Annotated in this window: 13 protein-coding genes; 7 read left to right on the top strand and 6 right to left on the bottom strand. The window is 33.4% G+C overall.

Annotated elements, in window-relative coordinates; all coding sequences use genetic code 11:
- Nucleotides 1-21: 21 nt before the first annotated feature.
- The 4 genes from ACFSQJ_RS09085 (at nucleotide 22) to ACFSQJ_RS09070 (ending at nucleotide 4,601) form a co-directional block, all read left to right on the top strand.
- Nucleotides 22-978 carry a 2,3-diaminopropionate biosynthesis protein SbnB gene (locus tag ACFSQJ_RS09085; RefSeq protein WP_377766642.1) on the top strand — a complete coding sequence of 319 codons (957 nt, stop codon included), beginning with the start codon at nucleotides 22-24 and terminating at the stop codon, nucleotides 976-978.
- A gap of 210 nt (nucleotides 979-1,188) precedes the next feature.
- Nucleotides 1,189-3,519 (top strand): non-ribosomal peptide synthetase, encoded by a 2,331-nt coding sequence (locus ACFSQJ_RS09080; RefSeq protein ID WP_377766641.1) that lies wholly within the window; start codon nucleotides 1,189-1,191, stop codon nucleotides 3,517-3,519.
- 90 nt (nucleotides 3,520-3,609) lie between these two features.
- Complete coding sequence (locus ACFSQJ_RS09075; protein ID WP_377766640.1) at nucleotides 3,610-3,825, top strand: acyl carrier protein; 216 nt, start codon at nucleotides 3,610-3,612, stop codon at nucleotides 3,823-3,825.
- Between the two features lie 113 nt (nucleotides 3,826-3,938).
- Nucleotides 3,939-4,601, top strand: a complete 663-nt coding sequence (locus tag ACFSQJ_RS09070) for a hypothetical protein (protein WP_377766639.1) — start codon at nucleotides 3,939-3,941, stop codon at nucleotides 4,599-4,601.
- 66 nt (nucleotides 4,602-4,667) lie between these two features.
- Here the strand turns inward: ACFSQJ_RS09070 and ACFSQJ_RS09065 are convergent, their stop codons facing one another.
- Entirely contained in the window at nucleotides 4,668-5,303 is a 636-nt protein-coding gene (locus tag ACFSQJ_RS09065; protein ID WP_377766638.1) for a sugar transferase, read from the bottom strand.
- Between the two features lie 177 nt (nucleotides 5,304-5,480).
- Between ACFSQJ_RS09065 and ACFSQJ_RS09060 the strand changes: the two genes are divergently transcribed.
- A complete protein-coding gene (locus ACFSQJ_RS09060) occupies nucleotides 5,481-6,227 on the top strand; it encodes a tyrosine-protein phosphatase (RefSeq protein WP_377766637.1) in 747 nt (248 codons plus the stop codon).
- A gap of 2 nt (nucleotides 6,228-6,229) precedes the next feature.
- Here the strand turns inward: ACFSQJ_RS09060 and ACFSQJ_RS09055 are convergent, their stop codons facing one another.
- From ACFSQJ_RS09055 to ACFSQJ_RS09040, 4 genes are read right to left on the bottom strand one after another with little or no spacing between them, the layout of a single operon-like run.
- On the bottom strand, nucleotides 6,230-8,626 hold the full coding sequence (locus tag ACFSQJ_RS09055) for a GumC family protein (protein WP_377766636.1): 2,397 nt from the start codon (nucleotides 8,624-8,626) through the stop codon (nucleotides 6,230-6,232).
- 13 nt (nucleotides 8,627-8,639) lie between these two features.
- Complete coding sequence (locus ACFSQJ_RS09050; RefSeq protein ID WP_377766635.1) at nucleotides 8,640-9,416, bottom strand: polysaccharide biosynthesis/export family protein; 777 nt, start codon at nucleotides 9,414-9,416, stop codon at nucleotides 8,640-8,642.
- Nucleotides 9,417-9,431: 15 nt separating this feature from the next.
- Nucleotides 9,432-11,393 carry a polysaccharide biosynthesis protein gene (locus ACFSQJ_RS09045; protein WP_377766634.1) on the bottom strand — a complete coding sequence of 654 codons (1,962 nt, stop codon included), beginning with the start codon at nucleotides 11,391-11,393 and terminating at the stop codon, nucleotides 9,432-9,434.
- Entirely contained in the window at nucleotides 11,390-12,535 is a 1,146-nt protein-coding gene (locus tag ACFSQJ_RS09040; RefSeq protein WP_377766633.1) for a DegT/DnrJ/EryC1/StrS family aminotransferase, read from the bottom strand. Before ACFSQJ_RS09040 ends, ACFSQJ_RS09045 begins: the two co-directional genes overlap by 4 nt.
- 271 nt (nucleotides 12,536-12,806) lie before the next feature.
- Here ACFSQJ_RS09040 and ACFSQJ_RS09035 point away from each other — a divergent pair, with 271 nt between their 5' ends.
- Both ACFSQJ_RS09035 and ACFSQJ_RS09030 read left to right on the top strand, forming a co-directional pair.
- Entirely contained in the window at nucleotides 12,807-13,832 is a 1,026-nt protein-coding gene (locus ACFSQJ_RS09035; protein WP_377766632.1) for an NAD-dependent epimerase, read from the top strand.
- Nucleotides 13,833-14,134: 302 nt separating this feature from the next.
- On the top strand, nucleotides 14,135-15,463 hold the full coding sequence (locus ACFSQJ_RS09030) for a UDP-glucose dehydrogenase family protein (protein ID WP_377766631.1): 1,329 nt from the start codon (nucleotides 14,135-14,137) through the stop codon (nucleotides 15,461-15,463).
- A 227-nt stretch (nucleotides 15,464-15,690) separates the two neighbouring features.
- Here the strand turns inward: ACFSQJ_RS09030 and ACFSQJ_RS09025 are convergent, their stop codons facing one another.
- Nucleotides 15,691-17,178, bottom strand: a complete 1,488-nt coding sequence (locus ACFSQJ_RS09025; RefSeq protein ID WP_377766630.1) for a hypothetical protein — start codon at nucleotides 17,176-17,178, stop codon at nucleotides 15,691-15,693.
- Nucleotides 17,179-17,614 lie beyond the last annotated feature (436 nt).

Below are 17,614 nucleotides of genomic sequence, written 5' to 3'. Positions count from 1 at the left end.
CAAAGCAAACCACAAATTAATATGAAATATTTAAATGAAACTGACTTAACTAAGATTGGTATAGATTGGGCGAGCACTGTTTCGGTAATTGAAAGTTCGGTAGAACAATTAAAAGCAGAAAATTTTTCACAACCTGTAAAGCCATATTTGCGATATGGCAAACCCTACAATAGAATTATTGCAATGCCAGCTTATATTGGAGGGGAAAATGCGAGTGCAGGTATTAAATGGATTGCTAGTTTTCCCGATAATATTAAGAAAAATGAAAAAAGAGCTAATGCAGTAGTTATTCTTAATGAAGTAAATACTGGAAAACCTTATTGCATTATTAACTCAGGACTTATAAGTGGAATAAGAACAGCATCTGTGTCTGGATTAATGCTAAAAAAGTATTTCGATAAAACAACAAAAAAATCCAATATTGGTATAATTGGTTTTGGGCCAATAGGTAGATTACATCTAGACTTAAGTGTTAATTTAAACAAAGAAAAAGTAGATAAAGTTTATCTTTTTGATAAAAGAAAAATAGAAATTACCGATATACCTGAAGCATACAGAGACAAGGTAATTATTGTTAATGATTGGGACTCAATTGTAGATAATTGTGATATTGTAATGACGTGCACGGTTTCTAAAGACAGGTACATAAATACGCCTGGTAGAAAAGGTACATTGCATTTAAATGTTTCTCTAAGGGATTACTGTCCAGAATTTATGAAAACAGTGGATGTTATGATTGTTGATGATTGGGAGGAAATTTGTAGAGAAAATACAGACATTGAACTTATGCATCTTGAGCATGGATTACAAAAAGAAGATGTTTTTAATATTTACGATGATTTTGAATCCAAACTAACGGATGTTGATAACAAAATTATTATGTTTAATCCTATGGGCATGGCCGTTTTTGACATGGCTATATCGCAAGATTATTATACAAAAGCAACTGAACAAGGTATTGGAACTGATTTAGATTAAACTACTTTTCTGTAAATAAATAATAGCTAAGTAGAATTCACTAGCTCAAATAGCTACCCTAAAATTATATGACAATTAACTTATTGGCTACAATTTTAGGGTAGTTAATTGGAATATATCACAAAAGCATTAACACGTTTTACAATATCTAAATTTTGATTTTAAAAGGATTAAAATATTGCAAATTGAAAAAGCTTAACGGCAAAGAGCATGAATAAAGTACCTCCGCAAGCAAAAACCAACTCAACAAAAGATTCTAAATATTGGAAAGAAAAGTTAAATAATAGACTTTTTACTTCAATTCCAAGGTGGCATGAATCTGATATTAAAAAACAAGAAGAAAAAGGTTCACTAAATATCAAAATATCTAAAGAGTTGCTTATAGCGCTTAAGGATCTAAATAAACGTCTAAATACACCACTAAATACCATTTTATTAGCTGCACATTGTAAAGTAATAAGCGTATTATCTGGAAATTTAGATGTTCTAACGGGTTATAAAGTAAACTCAGATAACGATAATCAATTTCAAAATATAATTCCGTATAGAGTAAAATTAAGAACTGGAAATTGGAAGGAATTCATAAAAAAAACAGAACAAGAGCAAAAAGAGGTTTCCGTTTTTAAAAATCACTCCATTTTAGAATTAGAAAATGAGATCTCTCCACTTAATGAGTTATTTGAAACAACCTTCGGTTTTAACGACACAAAAGAGTTAACTAACAAAAACTCTGTCGCCCAACAAAAATTAGAAGAAGAGAGAGAATTTCCTCTTCAAACAACATTTTCTTATCAATCAGAAAATTCACTTTTAAATCTTAATATAATTTATAATGCAGCTGAGTTTTCTCATAAACAAATAGAAATTATTTCTGGATACTATATTAGTACACTCATCTTAATGTCTAAAGATGAAAATGCAGCGCATGAACTACAATCTATACTATCGGATGAAGAAAAATTTAAATTATTAGATCAATTTAATAGTAATAAGGTTGACTTCCCTATTGAAAAAACTTTTATAGACCTTTTTGAAGAACAAGTACAAAAATATCCTAATTCCGTTTCTGTAAAATTTGGGGATAATGAATGGACTTACTCAGATTTAAACAATCAAGCCAATAAGGTAGCTAACCATTTAATTAAAAATAATATAAGTATAGAAGATGCTGTTGTTGTCGTAATGCAAAGAGACCACCTTTGGATGGCTTGTGTATTAGGTATTATGAAAGCTGGTGGTGTTTATGTTCCTGTAAGACCAGATTGGCCAGAAAGTCGTAAAAAAACAATTCTTCAAAAGACAAAAGCAAAATTTGTAATTACTGATGATGATAATGAATCTAATCTTTTTGATATTATCAAAAAAGACGGGAATAAATCGTCACTAATAAAGATAGATAAACTTTTAGAAAATGTAACCGCAGAAAAAAACTTTGTAAGTAGCGCAAAACCAGATAACCTTGCGTATATCATTTTCACCTCTGGATCAACAGGAGAGCCTAAAGGAGCAATGATTGAGCATAAAGGAATGCTTAATCACTTGTTTTCTAAAGTAAATGATTTAGAATTAGTAAATACGGACATCATAGCGCAAAATTCTTCACAAAGTTTTGACATATCTGTTTGGCAGCTTATTTCAGGATTATTGGTGGGAGCGAAAACTGTAATTTATTCCGATGACTTAATTCTAGACATTATCGGTTTTTTAAATGAAGTTAAAAAAGACAAGATTACAATATTAGAATTGGTTCCGTCCTACATGAAAATAGTTCTTCAGCTAAGCAAACCTAACAGTACAGCTTTTGATTATATAAAATATCTATTAGTAACAGGGGAACCCTTAAAAATTGGGTTGGTTAACTCCTGGTTCAATTTTTTCAAAAAAATACCACTGGTTAATGCTTACGGGCCAACTGAGGCTTCAGATGACATCACACACCATTTTATGTATGAAGCACCTAAAAGTGCTATGGTTCCAGTAGGAACTCCAATACAAAACTTAAATATTTATATTGTTGATTCCTTCGACCAGTTGGCACCAATTGGAACCAAAGGGCAAGTTTATGTTTCAGGAGTAGGTGTAGGAAGAGGTTATATAGGCGACTCAGACAAAACAAAAGAAGTTTTTACCAATGACCATTTAAAACCAATGGAAAAACTTAAATTATATAAAACTGGTGATATAGGGAGTTGGACTAATGAGGGCATACTGCATTTATTTGGGCGTGAAGACAACCAGATTAAGCTTAATGGATATCGGATAGATTTAGGGGAAATAGAACAATGCTTAAGTAAGCAAAATGGGGTTTCTGGTAATGCTGTATTGCTTAAAAATAAACAACTACATGCTTTTATAGTATTTGAAAATAAAGATAACCAAAACCAAATTGAGCAATGCAAGTCTGGATTACAAGAACATCTACCCCACTACATGGTTCCTAGAAGATTTCATGTGTTGCAAAACCTTCCATTAACTCAAAATGGAAAAATAGATCGTAAAGCTTTAGAATATACTATACCACAACAATATAAAAAAAGTTGAGTTTTACTCTTAAATTTGCAGCAAAATGAATTACAAAAAAATTGAATTCTACTTCTGTATTTATTACTAAACAAGTTTAAAATTGAAATTATGGAAAATTTTAATGAATCCATTGCTGAAATTCTAGAGGTAGAAAGTGTTGAAAATGATAGCGAACTTGCTTCTTTTGATGCATGGGACTCACTTACAATATTATCGATTATTGCTTTTTGTTATTCAAATTATGATGCGGCAGTATCGGCTGAAGATGTTAAAAATTCGGAAACCATATTAGATTTAAAAAAGCTTGTTGAGAGTAAAATGTAACTTAAAAGTAGGTCATATTGTATACTGAACACTTATAAACCATCACTTAATTATAGAAGCTCGTCTTTATAAAAAAACTAGATTCAATCAAAAGAACCACTAAAAAACTCCTAATGAAAAACGTAATTATTTTAGGTACTGGAGGTTGTGCCGCAGAAATAACTTTTTTTATTGAAGATAATAACTCAAAAGCACAAGAAAACGAAAGAATCAATATTCTGGGTTATATAGATTACGCAGATCATGTTAAAGACCATTATGACAGATATAGTTTTAAAGCACCTGTACTTTGCGATATTGATTCTTATGAACCAAAACCAGATGAAGAGGTCCTTTTAGCAGTTATGGACATAAGCTTTAGAAAAAAAATGATTGAAAAGCTTAAGAGTAAAAATGCTAGAATTGGTAGTTTTTTTCATCATAACGTTATAAAGCCAAAAGAATTAACTATTGGGGAAGGCAATATTATTGGTCCTTTTTGTATGCTTGAAAAATTCGCAACAATAGGAAATTATAATTTAATGATATCCTATTGTTCTATAAGTCATGATTGTGTTTTGGGTGATAATAACTTCTTTTCTGATACCGTTATAGCAGGGTCTACAAAAGTTGGAAACAATAACTTTTTTGGCATTCGGTCATTTACTACGCCAGGTGTTGAAATTGGGAACGACAATATTATTCAGGCAGGTATGCATGTCGATAAAAGCATAAAAAATGATACTACTGTGTTTTATCGCTTTAAAGAAAGGGTAATGGTTATTCCGAAAAAATAATAGTAGATAGTTTTATATAAAGAACTCATTTTAAATATATTCGACTCAAATTCTTATCGAAAAAGATTACACTTTCTCATTCTTTTTTTGTTCTTTTCTATATTCATCAAAATCAGGCTCAACGGTGTAAGTATCTATAATAACATCTTTTGAAGAAATTACATTAATTACGGTTTTCCAAAGAATTTTTAAGTCATTTATAAAACTCAAATTTTTCACATATTGACAATCATATTTGAGTTTATTGTCCCAATCTATTGTATTTCTTCCATTAATTTGAGCTAAACCAGTAATTCCAGGAAGCACTTCATGTCTTTTCTTTTCTTCTGAAGAATAATAAGGTAAATAATTTATCATTAAAGGTCTTGGACCTATTATGCTCATATCTCCTTTAACTACATTGAATAATTGAGGTATTTCATCTAAAGAAGATTTTCTTAAGAAACTTCCCCACTTATTAAGTCTATCAGCGTCAGATAGCAATTCTCCATTTTTATCTAAGGCATTGGTCATAGTTTTGAATTTAACTATCCAAAATGCCTTTTCTTTGAATCCAGCACGTTTTTGAAAGAAAAAGGGTTGACCATCATATATAAAAAGTGAAACAATAGTGACTGTACCTATAATAGGAATCAAAATAATTAGGCCAAGACTTGCAGACAGAAAATCTCCTATTCGCTTAAAAAAAATATACGATAACATAAGTATTCTTGGTTATACAAATGTACTTGATTCATTTAAGTTATAACAATTGCATTAGTCGTATTGTTATTACAAGTTTATCCATGGAAAACATTAGTTAATGTTGTCTTCAAATTTCAAAATACTTTATAAAAGGCAAAATAATTCTACTTAGTTTTGCTATCTACTAAAATAAATATGTTAAATATTTTTACGAGAAAAGAATTCTTGGTTGACCATTTAAATGGTTTTATAGACATGCATAATCATATTTTGCCAGGAATAGATGATGGAGCAAAAAATGTCGAAGAATCAATAGAGCTTATAAACGGTTTTAGAGAGTTAGGTGTAAATAAATTAATATGTACACCTCACGTCATGCATAACTACTATGACAACACTCCTAAGTCAATCAAAAAATCCTTTAAGACTCTAAAAAAAGAGTTAAAAAATAATAATATCGATAATATAGAAATAAGTTATGCTGCGGAACACATGATCGATGATAATTTTGAACATCTATTAGAGAATAATGGGGTTTTATCTTTAAATTCAAATCATATCTTGATTGAAATGTCATATTTACAGCCAAGTATCAATTTTAATCAATCTGTCGATAAAATTATAAAAAAAGGAATATTCCCAGTGTTTGCCCATCCCGAACGCTACCAGTATTTAAATAATAACCTAAAAAACTATGAGAAATTAAAGTCTCAAGGACTAAAATTTCAACTCAACTTACTATCCCTTGGGGGATATTATGGCCCGGATGTTAAGAAAACTGCATTGCAACTATTAGAGAATAATTTATACGACTTTTTGGGGAGTGATGCTCACAACATGACGCATATACAGTCTTTAAAATCTATTAGAATTAAAAAGCGCTATTCAACCAAACTATTGTACCTAACCCATAACAATAGAACACTATTTAGTATGGGATAAACTTAACTAAATACTTGATACCATTTCTTCTTATTATTGCCGTAACCATAACCATACTTTCCGCCATAACCTAAATTGGAGGACTTCACACCGTTTACAATAAAAGATAATCCCTTTAACTTACCTTCTTTTTGTAACTTTATAGGAAAATCAACAACATTGGTTTCCGTAACCCCAGCTCTAGTTACATAAAGGGTCTGATCGGCATTTTCGCTTATAAGTAGAGTATCGGAAACCACCATCAGCGGAGCAGTATCAACAATGATATAATCATATTTATTTTTGACTGCTTCAAATAATTCATTCGTTCTTTCACCCATTAATAATTCAGTAGGATTAGGTGGTATGGTCCCAGCAAAAATTATATCGATAGTCTGATCGTTCACTAATATTGAAGAAATTATTTCCTTTGGTTTCAAAGATTCATTGGACAAAAAATCGGTTAATCCCCTATTCTCACTATTCATAGTGGACTTTGACAATTTTCCAACATTGTCCCCTTTATAAAAATCATAGATTTTAGGATTTCTAATATCCGCACCCAATAAAAGAACTCTTTTACCAGCGTTGGCATAAATCATAGAAAGATTAAAGGAAACTAAAGTCTTACCCTCTCCTGGTAAACTAGAGGTTACAAAAATGGTTTTTCCATATTTCTCATTGATATTCTTCCGGGATTTTAGGATAAAATCCAAGTTTGTTCTCAAAACTCTGAGAGATTCAGCCAAAACTGTTCGCTCATCAGACTTTATTAAAGAGTCTTCTCTTTTAGAAATTTTGGGCAGCTCGGCCAAGACCGGAACATCTCCCGTTAGTTTTTCTAAATTAACCTTATTATGGATCTTATTATCCAAAACATCCTTGGCATATATTACGGAAAAAGGTACCAACAAACCCAGAATAATGGAGGCTAAAAGCACAATTGGTTTCTTAGGAGAGACTGGGTCCTTGCTTAGAAGATAAGCTCTATCAATAACCTTTGATTTAGGTGATGCCGATGCGAATGTAATCTGCGACTCCTCACGTTTCTGTAACAAGTATAGATACAATGACTCCGTTGTTTGTTGCTTACGTGTGATATCTCTAAGTGCACGTTCATTTTTAGGGGCAGAATAGATACGAGAATTAATCCTAGAGACTTGATTGCTTAGACTATTAACTTGAAGCGATAGATTATTGGTAACGCTATTCAAACTCGATTTCATACTTCGCTTCAAACCATCCAACTGTTGATCTAGATTTACAATGATTGGGTTTTTCTCATTCGAACTTTCGAGAAGTCTTTTTCTCTCTAAAGCCAATTCATTATACCTAGCGGTTGTGTTCGCGATAGTTTGGTCTGCCAATCCTACATTGGCTGGAAGCAATTCATAACCATCTTGATTATCGACAAGGTCTTTCATCGAAGCAGCGATATCCAATTGAACTGTCGAATTACGCAATTCTTGTTGATTAGCCGCTCCGACATTCAAATTAACATTCGTTTGAGCTGCAATATCTGTTATTCCTCTTCCTGATTTAAAGTCTTCTGCACTTTTATCTACCGTTGACAAACTTCCATATATATCGGTTATTCGATCATTGATAAAACTAGAGGTTCGATCGGCAATTGCTTTTTTATCATCAACAGCATTTTGATTGTACTTATCTATTAAAGCGTTGATTATGTCTTTTCCCCTTTGCTTAATAGCGTCATTTAGAGTTATTGAAATTATGTTGGAAAATTCATTTGCAGTGGTTATTGCTATTTTTTTTTGATAGTATTCTGCTCTTATTGCCAGTGGACTGACTTTGACTTCATACTCTCTCTCGCTGTAGGTACTAATATCTAACGTGGAGTTAGGGGTAATAATTAAATCGCCTAAGGAAGAAGGTAACGGTTTTCCAAAAGAATATTCTTTAAACGTATCGTTCTCAATATTGGCAAATTCAAATTTGGTATCTGAAATCAGTCTGATGTAAAATTCATATTCGGTTTTTTGAACAATAGAGTCTGGTCCTAAAAAGTTAATATTAAATGGTGGGTTATCATATAATCCCGTATTTATAATGTTTCCGATAGCTATTATCCTTTTATTTAATCCAAGTTCTTTAACCACCTCGATAAGGTTTGTTCTAGAGTTTATGGATTCTATCTCATCTTGAACATTATTGCTGGTACCGCCCAAAACACCTAAATCCGTGAATGCACCTAGTTCTGAAGTAGAATTCTGATCTTTCAATATTTTAACCTTGGAACGGATGGCATACTGAGGTACCGTATACCGTAAATAGAAAATGGCAAAGATTATGGCAAGAATAACTGAAGTTACAAACCATTTCCAATTCTTCAAATATGGTTTGATCAAGTTACTTAGGTCGGCGTTATTATTGGGGATAACTTGCTTTTCGGTCTGCATGTTAAAACACAATTTAATTTCGTGTGATTAAAATAATAGTTGAGGTAATTAGCGTCGTTGCAATAGAAAGATAGATTGTAGCCCTTCCATCAAGAGAAGTTTCTTTAATGCCCGATTTGTTGGGTTCTACATAAACTACGTCATTTTGAGTCAAATAAAACACCGGCGACTTTATAATATTCTTAGATGTTAAATCAACTCGGGTATATACTTTGGTACCATTAAAATCCCGAATCACTAGGACATTGTTTCGAACTCCTCTTAAGGTCAAATCACCAGCAAGACCCAAAGCTTCCAAAATTGTTATTTGTTCTCCATTGACCGGGTACGTGCCAGGTCTAAGAACTTCTCCCAAAACAGTTACAGTAAAATTGCTTAACCTTATGTTAATAATGGGATCTTTAAGGTAGTCTGATAATCGATCTCTTAAAAGGACACGCAATTCGTCTGGAGAAAGTCCCTCAATTTTCAGTTTTCCAATCACTGGAAAATCAATTTCCCCTGCTTGATCTACTAAATAATCTACTTGTTCCGCTCTAAAACCTCCTTCAGAAGCGCCTCTAAAAAGGTTAAAAGGTACACTGGCCTCTGGATTCAATGAAGATATATGAATGGACACTAAATCATCAACTTTAAACCTTGAAACAAAAGTATTATCGTTCACCAAAGTTTCAAAATTTCCGGTATCTTGAAAATAGACCACATCTTTTCTGGAAGCACAAGAAGAAAGCACAAGCAAAATACATACAAGCATTGCCTTAACTAAAAATATCGAATCATTTTTTTTCATAAAAAGAATATAAACTTATAAATTTAATGCGCTGTGGGGTTGATCTGATTGAATTTTTTGATTTCCCTCAAAAGTAACACTTTCTTTCCTATCCAATTCGCAAAATTCCGAGTTGTTTGATATATACTCTGGAACAATATGTTTCATCAGTTTTACAGTGTTCTCACCGAAAAATGTATTGGCAATACAGAGCTCGTCAATTAGAGATTTAAGTTTTTCGTATTCTAATTCCCTAGTCTTACTAATCTTAATTTTCTTGTGATACGTAGGAAGTGTATTCTCTCCATTTGCCAATAATTCCTCGTATAATTTTTCTCCTGGTCGTAATCCTGTAATAATAATATCTATATCCTCTGGATATTTCAAACCAGAAAGCTTAATCATGTTTTTGGCCAAATCGAAAATCTTAACTGACTCTCCCATGTCAAAAATAAAAATCTCACCACCAACGCCCATAGAACCAGCCTCCAAAACCAATTGAGAAGCTTCGGGAATAGTCATAAAATAACGTGTTATGTCTTTATGGGTAAGTGTAAGTGGTCCACCCTTTTCGATTTGCTTTCTAAATAATGGAATAACCGAACCGTTGGAACCTAGAACGTTCCCGAATCTTGTAATAATATAACTCGTATCATCATTCTGCTGCTGAAGACAGCTCACATAAATCTCAGCAATACGTTTACTGGCCCCCATTATATTAGTTGGATTTACTGCTTTATCTGTTGAAACCAACACAAATTTATCCACCTTATGTTCGGTAGATATATCTACGATGTTTTTGGTTCCTGCAATATTTATTTTGATTGCCTCATAAGCATTTTGCTCCATTAAAGGAACATGCTTATATGCAGCCGCATGAAATACCATATTTGGTTTGTATTCCTCAAAAAGCATGTCCATTCTTTTCTTGTCCCTGACATCTCCTACTATAGGAACGAAATTGTGAAAACCCTTTTGTTTTAGCTCCTGCTGTAAATCATACAAGGCCGATTCGGCCTGATCAATAATAATTAAAGATTTATACTTGAAATTGCAAATTTGTCTAACCAGTTCACTACCTATGGAACCCGCTCCCCCAGTCACTAAAACAGTTTTATCGCGTAATTCCCTTTCTATATTCGAATTGTTGAGATCAATTGGTGCACGATTTAATAAATCCTCAATCTGGATATTTTTTATTTGAGAAACTTTCAATTCCCCATTAATCCAATCTTCTACGGGAGGAACTATTTTAACCAATACCGGAAAGTCTACCAATCCTTCAACAAGATTCTGAAGCCTTTTGTGGGAAATACTTTGTATACAAAATATGATTTCTGATATTCCTTTTCTAACAATAAAATCCTTGGTCAATACCTCAGGAGCATAAACGGTGACTCCATTTATTACTTTGCCTATTTTCTTTTTATCATTATCGACAAAACCTAAAATCTTTACATTACTCTTGGAGTGATTAGTAAGTGTACCATATGTCAAAATACCTGACTCTCCTGCGCCGTAAATTAGGACGTTTTTTGATGCATTAATCCCATGCTGATTAAAAATATTTAGGAACAAAGTCTTAAAAAGAAATCTTGAAGTTATTAAGGTAATAAAGCTTATTAGGCTATTAATTATAATTATTGAGAGTGGAATAGTAAAATTTTCAACTATCTGATATTCTTTATTAACAATAACTAAAAAAATAATCAAAATACTAGCGAGGCAAATAGCATTGAATAGATTGTATACATCTTGAACACCAGTATGTCGGACAACACCTTTATAGGAACCGATAACCAAAAAAGAGCATAGAAACATCAGAGCTATCCAAGGTATCTGTACAAATAATTTTTCAACGTCGAAATTAAACGTAAGATTGAATCGAATTAAGTACGATAGAACAAAGGATATCAATACGATGACAACGTCAATTATCAATACCAGCCACTTTGAAGCATATCGTTCAACCTTATTCGTTAGATAGCTTTGTATCATTCTAAGGTAAATTTAATTATGTGTATTACGCGTTCTAAATCATTCAAAGAAAGATTAGACCCACTTGGGAGACATAAACCCCTTTGAAATAAATCTTCCGAAGTTCCATCTGTAAAACTGAGCTCGTTTTCAAAAATTGGTTGCAAGTGCATTGGCTTCCATAAAGGTCGTGATTCAATATTCTCCTCCAACAAGGCAATTCTAACTTTTTCCCTTAATTCGTAACTTTCAAATAAAATACAACTTAGCCATCTATTTGAAACCATTTCTTTTGGTTCCAGAAGAAAAGTAATATTTTGTAATTCATGGAGTTGTTGTTGATAGTAGTCATAGTTTCTTCTTCTAGCATCAACCCTTTTATCCAAGACTTTCATTTGACCCCTTCCAATTCCCGCCAGAACATTGCTCATTCGGTAGTTATGCCCTATTTTAGAATGTTGGTAATGTGGTGCATCATCTCTAGCCTGGGTAGCTAGAAAGATGGCATTTTCTTTATGAAATTTATTAGGCGAAACCAGAGCACCTCCCCCAGAAGTTGTGATAATTTTATTTCCGTTAAATGAAAGAACTGCAATATCTCCAAAAGTTCCACATTTTCTTCCCTCATAAGTACTACCTAAAGCTTCGGCACTATCCTCTAAAATAGGAATATTGTATTTTTTAGATATTGCATGTATCTCATCCACCTTATATGGCATACCATATAAATGAACCACAACTATGGCCTTTGGTGTTTTTCCCTTAGAGGCCCTATCGATTATGGCAGCTTCAAGAAGGTCTGGAGACATATTCCAAGTCTCTTTCTCACTGTCCACAAAGACTGGTAAAGCACCTAAATATGTTATTGGGTTCGCGGATGCCGAAAAAGTAAAACTTTGACATAAAACTTCATCTCCCCTACCTACACCTAAAAGTTTAAGCCCCAAGTGAATGGCAGCCGTACCAGAACTTAAGGCGGCAACATGCACACCTTCATCCAAGTAATCTTCAAGGTCCGACTCGAAACCTGAAACATTTGGCCCTAACGGAGCTATCCAATTCGTATCAAAAGCTTCTTTAACAAAAGACTGTTCCATCTCCCCCATGTGCGGAGAGGAAAGCCAAATCTTACTTTGTATTTTGGTCTTCAGGTTAATGTCCATTCAATTTGGGATTAATTATTAGAGTTCCAGAATTTCAACAAATTTATATTTCAAATTAATAAGACTACGAGTATCTTTGCTCAAGTTCTAAAATCAAAATTACTCTGAAATACCGATTTGGAATAAAATAAACCTAATATTTCGGCAAATCAGTAAAAAAAATCGTTTGAATACCTATTATAAACTTTATAAATTATCATAAATGGAAAAGTTTAAGGAGACCTTTTACAAAAAGGAGTATAATCTTGAATCTAACCTTTAAATAAAAGAAATGAAAATATTGGTTACCGGTGCCTCAGGTTTTATTGGTTTTCACGTGATAAAAAGTTTATTGGATTCGAAACATACCGTAGTTGGCCTGGATAATATCAACGATTACTATGATATTAATTTAAAGTACGCACGAATTAAGGAATTGGGAATAACTCGAAAAAATGCGGAACAATTTAACTCGATTGTTAAGAGCAAGAATTATACAAATTTTAGGTTCATACGAAGCGATATAACGGATGACAATACATTAGGAAATCTGTTTGAGGAGGAACGTTTTGATGTAGTCTGTAATCTAGCGGCGCAAGCAGGTGTTAGATATAGCCTAGAAAATCCAAAAGCCTATGTTGATAGCAATATTGTTGGGTTTGTAAATATTTTGGAATGCTGCAGACATTCCCAAGTAGAACATCTGGTATACGCTAGCAGCTCAAGTGTTTATGGAATGAATAAAAAAGTTCCTTTCTCGACCGCAGATAACGTAGATCACCCAATAAGTTTATATGCTGCCTCCAAAAAAAGTAATGAACTCATGGCCCATACCTACTCCCATTTGTATGATTTTCGTTCCACGGGCTTACGCTTTTTTACGGTTTATGGTCCTTGGGGACGCCCGGACATGGCAATGTTTCTATTTACCAAAGCCATACTTAATAAAAAACCAATAAACGTGTTTAATAAAGGTGCTATGGAAAGGGATTTTACCTACATTGATGATATTGTTCAAGGTGTAGTCAGGATACTAGAAAATAAACACACTTCTTCCTACGACAGCAGCAAAAAATATAATTTATATAATATAGGAAATAATAAATCCGTTAAGTTAAACGATTTTATAGAAGCCATAGAAAATGAATTGGAAATGGTGGCAGATAAGAATCTTATGCCTATGCAGCCTGGAGATGTCGAAAAAACTTGGGCCGATGTTGATTCATTAATTAGGGACTATGCATATTCCCCCAGCACACCAATTAAAACAGGGGTTGCCGAATTCATTAACTGGTACAAAAATTTCTACAAAACATAAAAACAATGACTCTGAATTTTGGTCCCTTTTCCTTACAACGTATTTAGTAGGAACCCAAAGTAAAAATTACATTTCATCGTTATTTATGGATTGTTATGGTTGTTTTAGTTGATGAACAAAAAACTTTCGCAACTTTGCGGCTTAAAATTTTGAAAACGAACATTTTGGCAATTAAAGCCATTGAATGCCTTTAATAATACCAATGAAATATTTATAATTTAAAATGGTACTGGAATTAGCAGTCTCCTTTTATTAGAAACATATAAAATAATCTAGAAACGAAATAAATTCAATAAAAAGCAATGAAATTAACAGTAATTGGAACCGGATATGTTGGTTTAGTAAGTGGTACTTGTTTTGCTGAAATGGGTAATGAAGTCACGTGTATAGATATTGATAGTAATAAAATAGACAAACTAAAGGAGGGTATTATCCCTATATATGAGCCTGGCCTAGAGCAAATGGTGAAACGTAATGTTGAAAACAACACCTTAAAATTTAGCACAAAACTATCCGAAAATCTAGATAAATGTGATGCCGCTTTTATTGCCGTAGGAACTCCTATGGGAGAAGATGGTTCTGCAGATTTAAAATATGTCCTTGGGGTTGCAAAAGAGATTGGAATGCATATGACTACTCCATTAGTTATTGTTGATAAATCTACTGTTCCCGTTGGAACTGCTGACAAGGTTAAGGATGCAATCTCGAAAGAGTTAACAAAAAGAAAAGTTGAAATTGAGTTCCACGTGGTATCCAACCCTGAATTCTTAAAAGAAGGAGATGCTATCAATGATTTTATGAAACCAGATCGGGTGGTAGTAGGTTCTGATAGCGAAAATGCTACAAAAATAATGAGGAACCTTTATTCTCCATTTTTTAGGAGTAGTACAGACCGTCTGATTACTATGGATGTGAGATCGGCAGAAATGACCAAATATGTTGCTAATGCCATGTTGGCTACTAAAATTTCATTTATGAATGAGATTGCAAATATTTGTGAATTGGTGGATGCTGATGTAAATAAAGTTCGTGTCGGAATTGGTTCAGATAGCAGAATTGGGTATAGTTTCATCTATCCAGGTAGTGGTTATGGAGGCTCCTGTTTTCCCAAAGATGTAAAAGCCTTAAAAAAGACGGCCGAACAGAATGGGTATTCTCCTAAATTAATCAAAGCGGTGGAGGATGTTAATGATCTTCAAAAATTAGTGATTGCAAGAAAAGTCATCTCTAGATTTGGTGAAGATTTAACTGGAAAAACCTTTGCAATCTGGGGACTTGCATTTAAGCCAGGAACTGATGATATGCGAGAAGCACCAGCAATTTATATTATAAAAGAATTAACCAAGAGAGGAGCAAAAATTAATGCTTATGACCCAAAGGCAATTGATGAAGCCAAACACTTTTACCTCAAGGATGTACCCAATGTGGAATATTTTGAATCTAAATACGAAACGCTATCCGGTGCTGATTCCATGATATTACTAACCGAATGGAAAGAGTTTAGATCTCCCGATTTTGAGGAATTGAAAAAACAACTAAAAAATGCTATAGTTTTTGACGGTAGAAACCAATACGATTCTGAAAAAATGCATGCCAATGGATTTGAATATTTCCAAATAGGTAAAAAATAATCATAGAATATTAAAATTGTTAATATTACGGTTAAGGCTTTCTAGATATACCTTAAGAAACATTATTTGTTACATGGTATATCCTTACCGATTTTGAAATCAAATTACATTTTTTAAAGAACTACTATCTTGCTAATTGGTAATATTAATTTAAAACAATGAAAAAAAAATCCTAACAACGTTGTTAGGATTTTTTATGTTGTTACTTAATAACTCATTATCCTGCATTATTTACTTGGGTCCATAATAGAGAAAGTTGCATCTGGGCCATTCCAAATCCCATAATTGTCATAGTAAATATCACCTTGTGGATCAAAGGCACCACCCCAATAGGCTCCTATTTTTGGGGTAATTCCAGAGCGAATCTCACCGCCCCTTCTTTCATAGCGATAAAGAGTCGTTCCGACGTGGTCCACTATTTTATTTCCATTGACCCAAATTTCAATGTAGCCATCACTCCTAGGGTCATAACCGAAAACTTCTGCCAACTCTGAGGTACTGGGCCCTGTGTAATTTGCCCCGAACGCGCCTTTATAAAGTATCACAACATCATTCCAAGCCCGGTAATTATAATCAAAATATACTGATGTAGTCCCTGTACCTGCACCGTTCCATCCCCCTAGTGTTGCTGCGCTTTGGTCAACAGCATTAACGTCAGTACATAAACTAAAGAACATTTTACCTGGCGTATCGGCCTGTCTAATTGAAATTGAGTTAACAGTGCTACTACCGCCCGGAGCTAGGTTTCTATTTTGAAGTAAGAGTCTTGAGGGAGGCAATTCGTTTTGAACATAAAATGAAAAACTGATAGCGTGTTCAAAGTCCATGGCAATATCCCTCCCTACCTCATTTCTACGCTGGTCGTTGTTATAAGACCCAAGCCAAATGGCCGAGCCTGTGCCATCTCGCCCAGTTGTTAAGGGCGAATTCGGGTGAGCGGTAGTTCTTGGTAAACCGTGGTCTACTTCCCAGTCATTTGCGTGTCGCGTTTGTCCACCGCTTGAAGTCCATTGGTCATAACCATACGTTTCAAACTCAAAGTCCGTAAAGAAAGTAAACTGACCTCCTTTTTGGGGAACGTTGTGGTTTGAAGTGTCCCCAATAATTTCCATCTTAAAATTATCGACTTCAAAAACATCTCCTACATCCCTACCACCTATATTAATGTCATTTCCTGCGTTAGGAACATTCCCATCAACTTCAACCGTATATGTAGTCCAATCACTTGTTATAACTTGCTCAAAAGCTGCATTGTTTCTTTGCCCTATTTGAAATTCCCCGTTTCCGCTAATTTGTCTGGCATCAAAGGTAAATCTAAATCTTCTTGTGCCGTAATATTGAATGCTTAACACGTTCTGAACTTCTGCAGACCAGTTGTTTCTTGAACTGCCAACACTACCGTTAGCTATAATTGTTAAAATCCCATTATCTATTGTACTACCATTACGCAAGACCCATTCGTCGTCATTTTCAAAAGTTCCATTGCGCACTAAATTAGTACCATCGCCTTCTTTCGCTTCACTTCCATCAGAACCATCTGTTCCATCAGTACTATCACTGCCAGCTTCTTCTATAGCTTCTATTTCTTCTTCATCTAAAAGGATGGCTTCGGCAAATAAATCTGAATCCTTACTGCAAGAAATAAAGCACAGAATACTAAAAACAAACAACATAACTAGGGAGCTTGGGGCATAAGATTTCATAATGTTAAGCATATAATTTTAACGAATAAGATTTGGATTATAAAAATATCCTAATTTCAATAATAAACGACAAATTGTAGCGGTTTTTCGACGAAATACCTTTTTAATACTAAATCTTAAACGTAATGAATCATACTTTTGGATTTCGCCGTTTTATTTATTCGATGAACTGCACAATTCTTTAACAAATTATTAAAATATGAAGGAGGAATGAGCCAACACTCTGGTCAGTAAAATGTGATTTCTTTAATTTAAACCTGTTAGGACAACAGGTAAGTCTTAAAATATAGAAAAATTAGAAAATCCTTGTTGCATTCCTAATGTATTAGAATGGTAAAGGCTTTCACTACGATGATCAAATGAAATATACCATACTTTTTATCAATAACTTTGAGTTTATTCATGAATATTATGGCATGTCAAGCTTTCTTCTAACAAAAAAGCCATT

The organism is Croceitalea marina (assembly GCF_042684265.1).
Lineage (GTDB): Bacteria > Bacteroidota > Bacteroidia > Flavobacteriales > Flavobacteriaceae > Croceitalea > Croceitalea marina.
This window is presented reverse-complemented; position numbering and strand designations above follow the sequence as displayed.

What these genes read in the sequence shown, in the direction of transcription:
- ACFSQJ_RS09085 (WP_377766642.1), top strand. Translation starts at nt 22, where the DNA reads ATGAAATATTTAAATGAAACTGACTTAACTAAGATTGGTATAGATTGG.
- ACFSQJ_RS09080 (WP_377766641.1), top strand. Translation starts at nt 1,189, where the DNA reads ATGAATAAAGTACCTCCGCAAGCAAAAACCAACTCAACAAAAGATTCT.
- ACFSQJ_RS09075 (WP_377766640.1), top strand. Translation starts at nt 3,610, where the DNA reads ATGGAAAATTTTAATGAATCCATTGCTGAAATTCTAGAGGTAGAAAGT.
- ACFSQJ_RS09070 (WP_377766639.1), top strand. Translation starts at nt 3,939, where the DNA reads ATGAAAAACGTAATTATTTTAGGTACTGGAGGTTGTGCCGCAGAAATA.
- ACFSQJ_RS09065 (WP_377766638.1), bottom strand. Translation starts at nt 5,303, where the DNA reads ATGTTATCGTATATTTTTTTTAAGCGAATAGGAGATTTTCTGTCTGCA.
- ACFSQJ_RS09060 (WP_377766637.1), top strand. Translation starts at nt 5,481, where the DNA reads ATGTTAAATATTTTTACGAGAAAAGAATTCTTGGTTGACCATTTAAAT.
- ACFSQJ_RS09055 (WP_377766636.1), bottom strand. Translation starts at nt 8,626, where the DNA reads ATGCAGACCGAAAAGCAAGTTATCCCCAATAATAACGCCGACCTAAGT.
- ACFSQJ_RS09050 (WP_377766635.1), bottom strand. Translation starts at nt 9,416, where the DNA reads ATGAAAAAAAATGATTCGATATTTTTAGTTAAGGCAATGCTTGTATGT.
- ACFSQJ_RS09045 (WP_377766634.1), bottom strand. Translation starts at nt 11,393, where the DNA reads ATGATACAAAGCTATCTAACGAATAAGGTTGAACGATATGCTTCAAAG.
- ACFSQJ_RS09040 (WP_377766633.1), bottom strand. Translation starts at nt 12,535, where the DNA reads ATGGACATTAACCTGAAGACCAAAATACAAAGTAAGATTTGGCTTTCC.
- ACFSQJ_RS09035 (WP_377766632.1), top strand. Translation starts at nt 12,807, where the DNA reads ATGAAAATATTGGTTACCGGTGCCTCAGGTTTTATTGGTTTTCACGTG.
- ACFSQJ_RS09030 (WP_377766631.1), top strand. Translation starts at nt 14,135, where the DNA reads ATGAAATTAACAGTAATTGGAACCGGATATGTTGGTTTAGTAAGTGGT.
- ACFSQJ_RS09025 (WP_377766630.1), bottom strand. Translation starts at nt 17,178, where the DNA reads ATGCTTAACATTATGAAATCTTATGCCCCAAGCTCCCTAGTTATGTTG.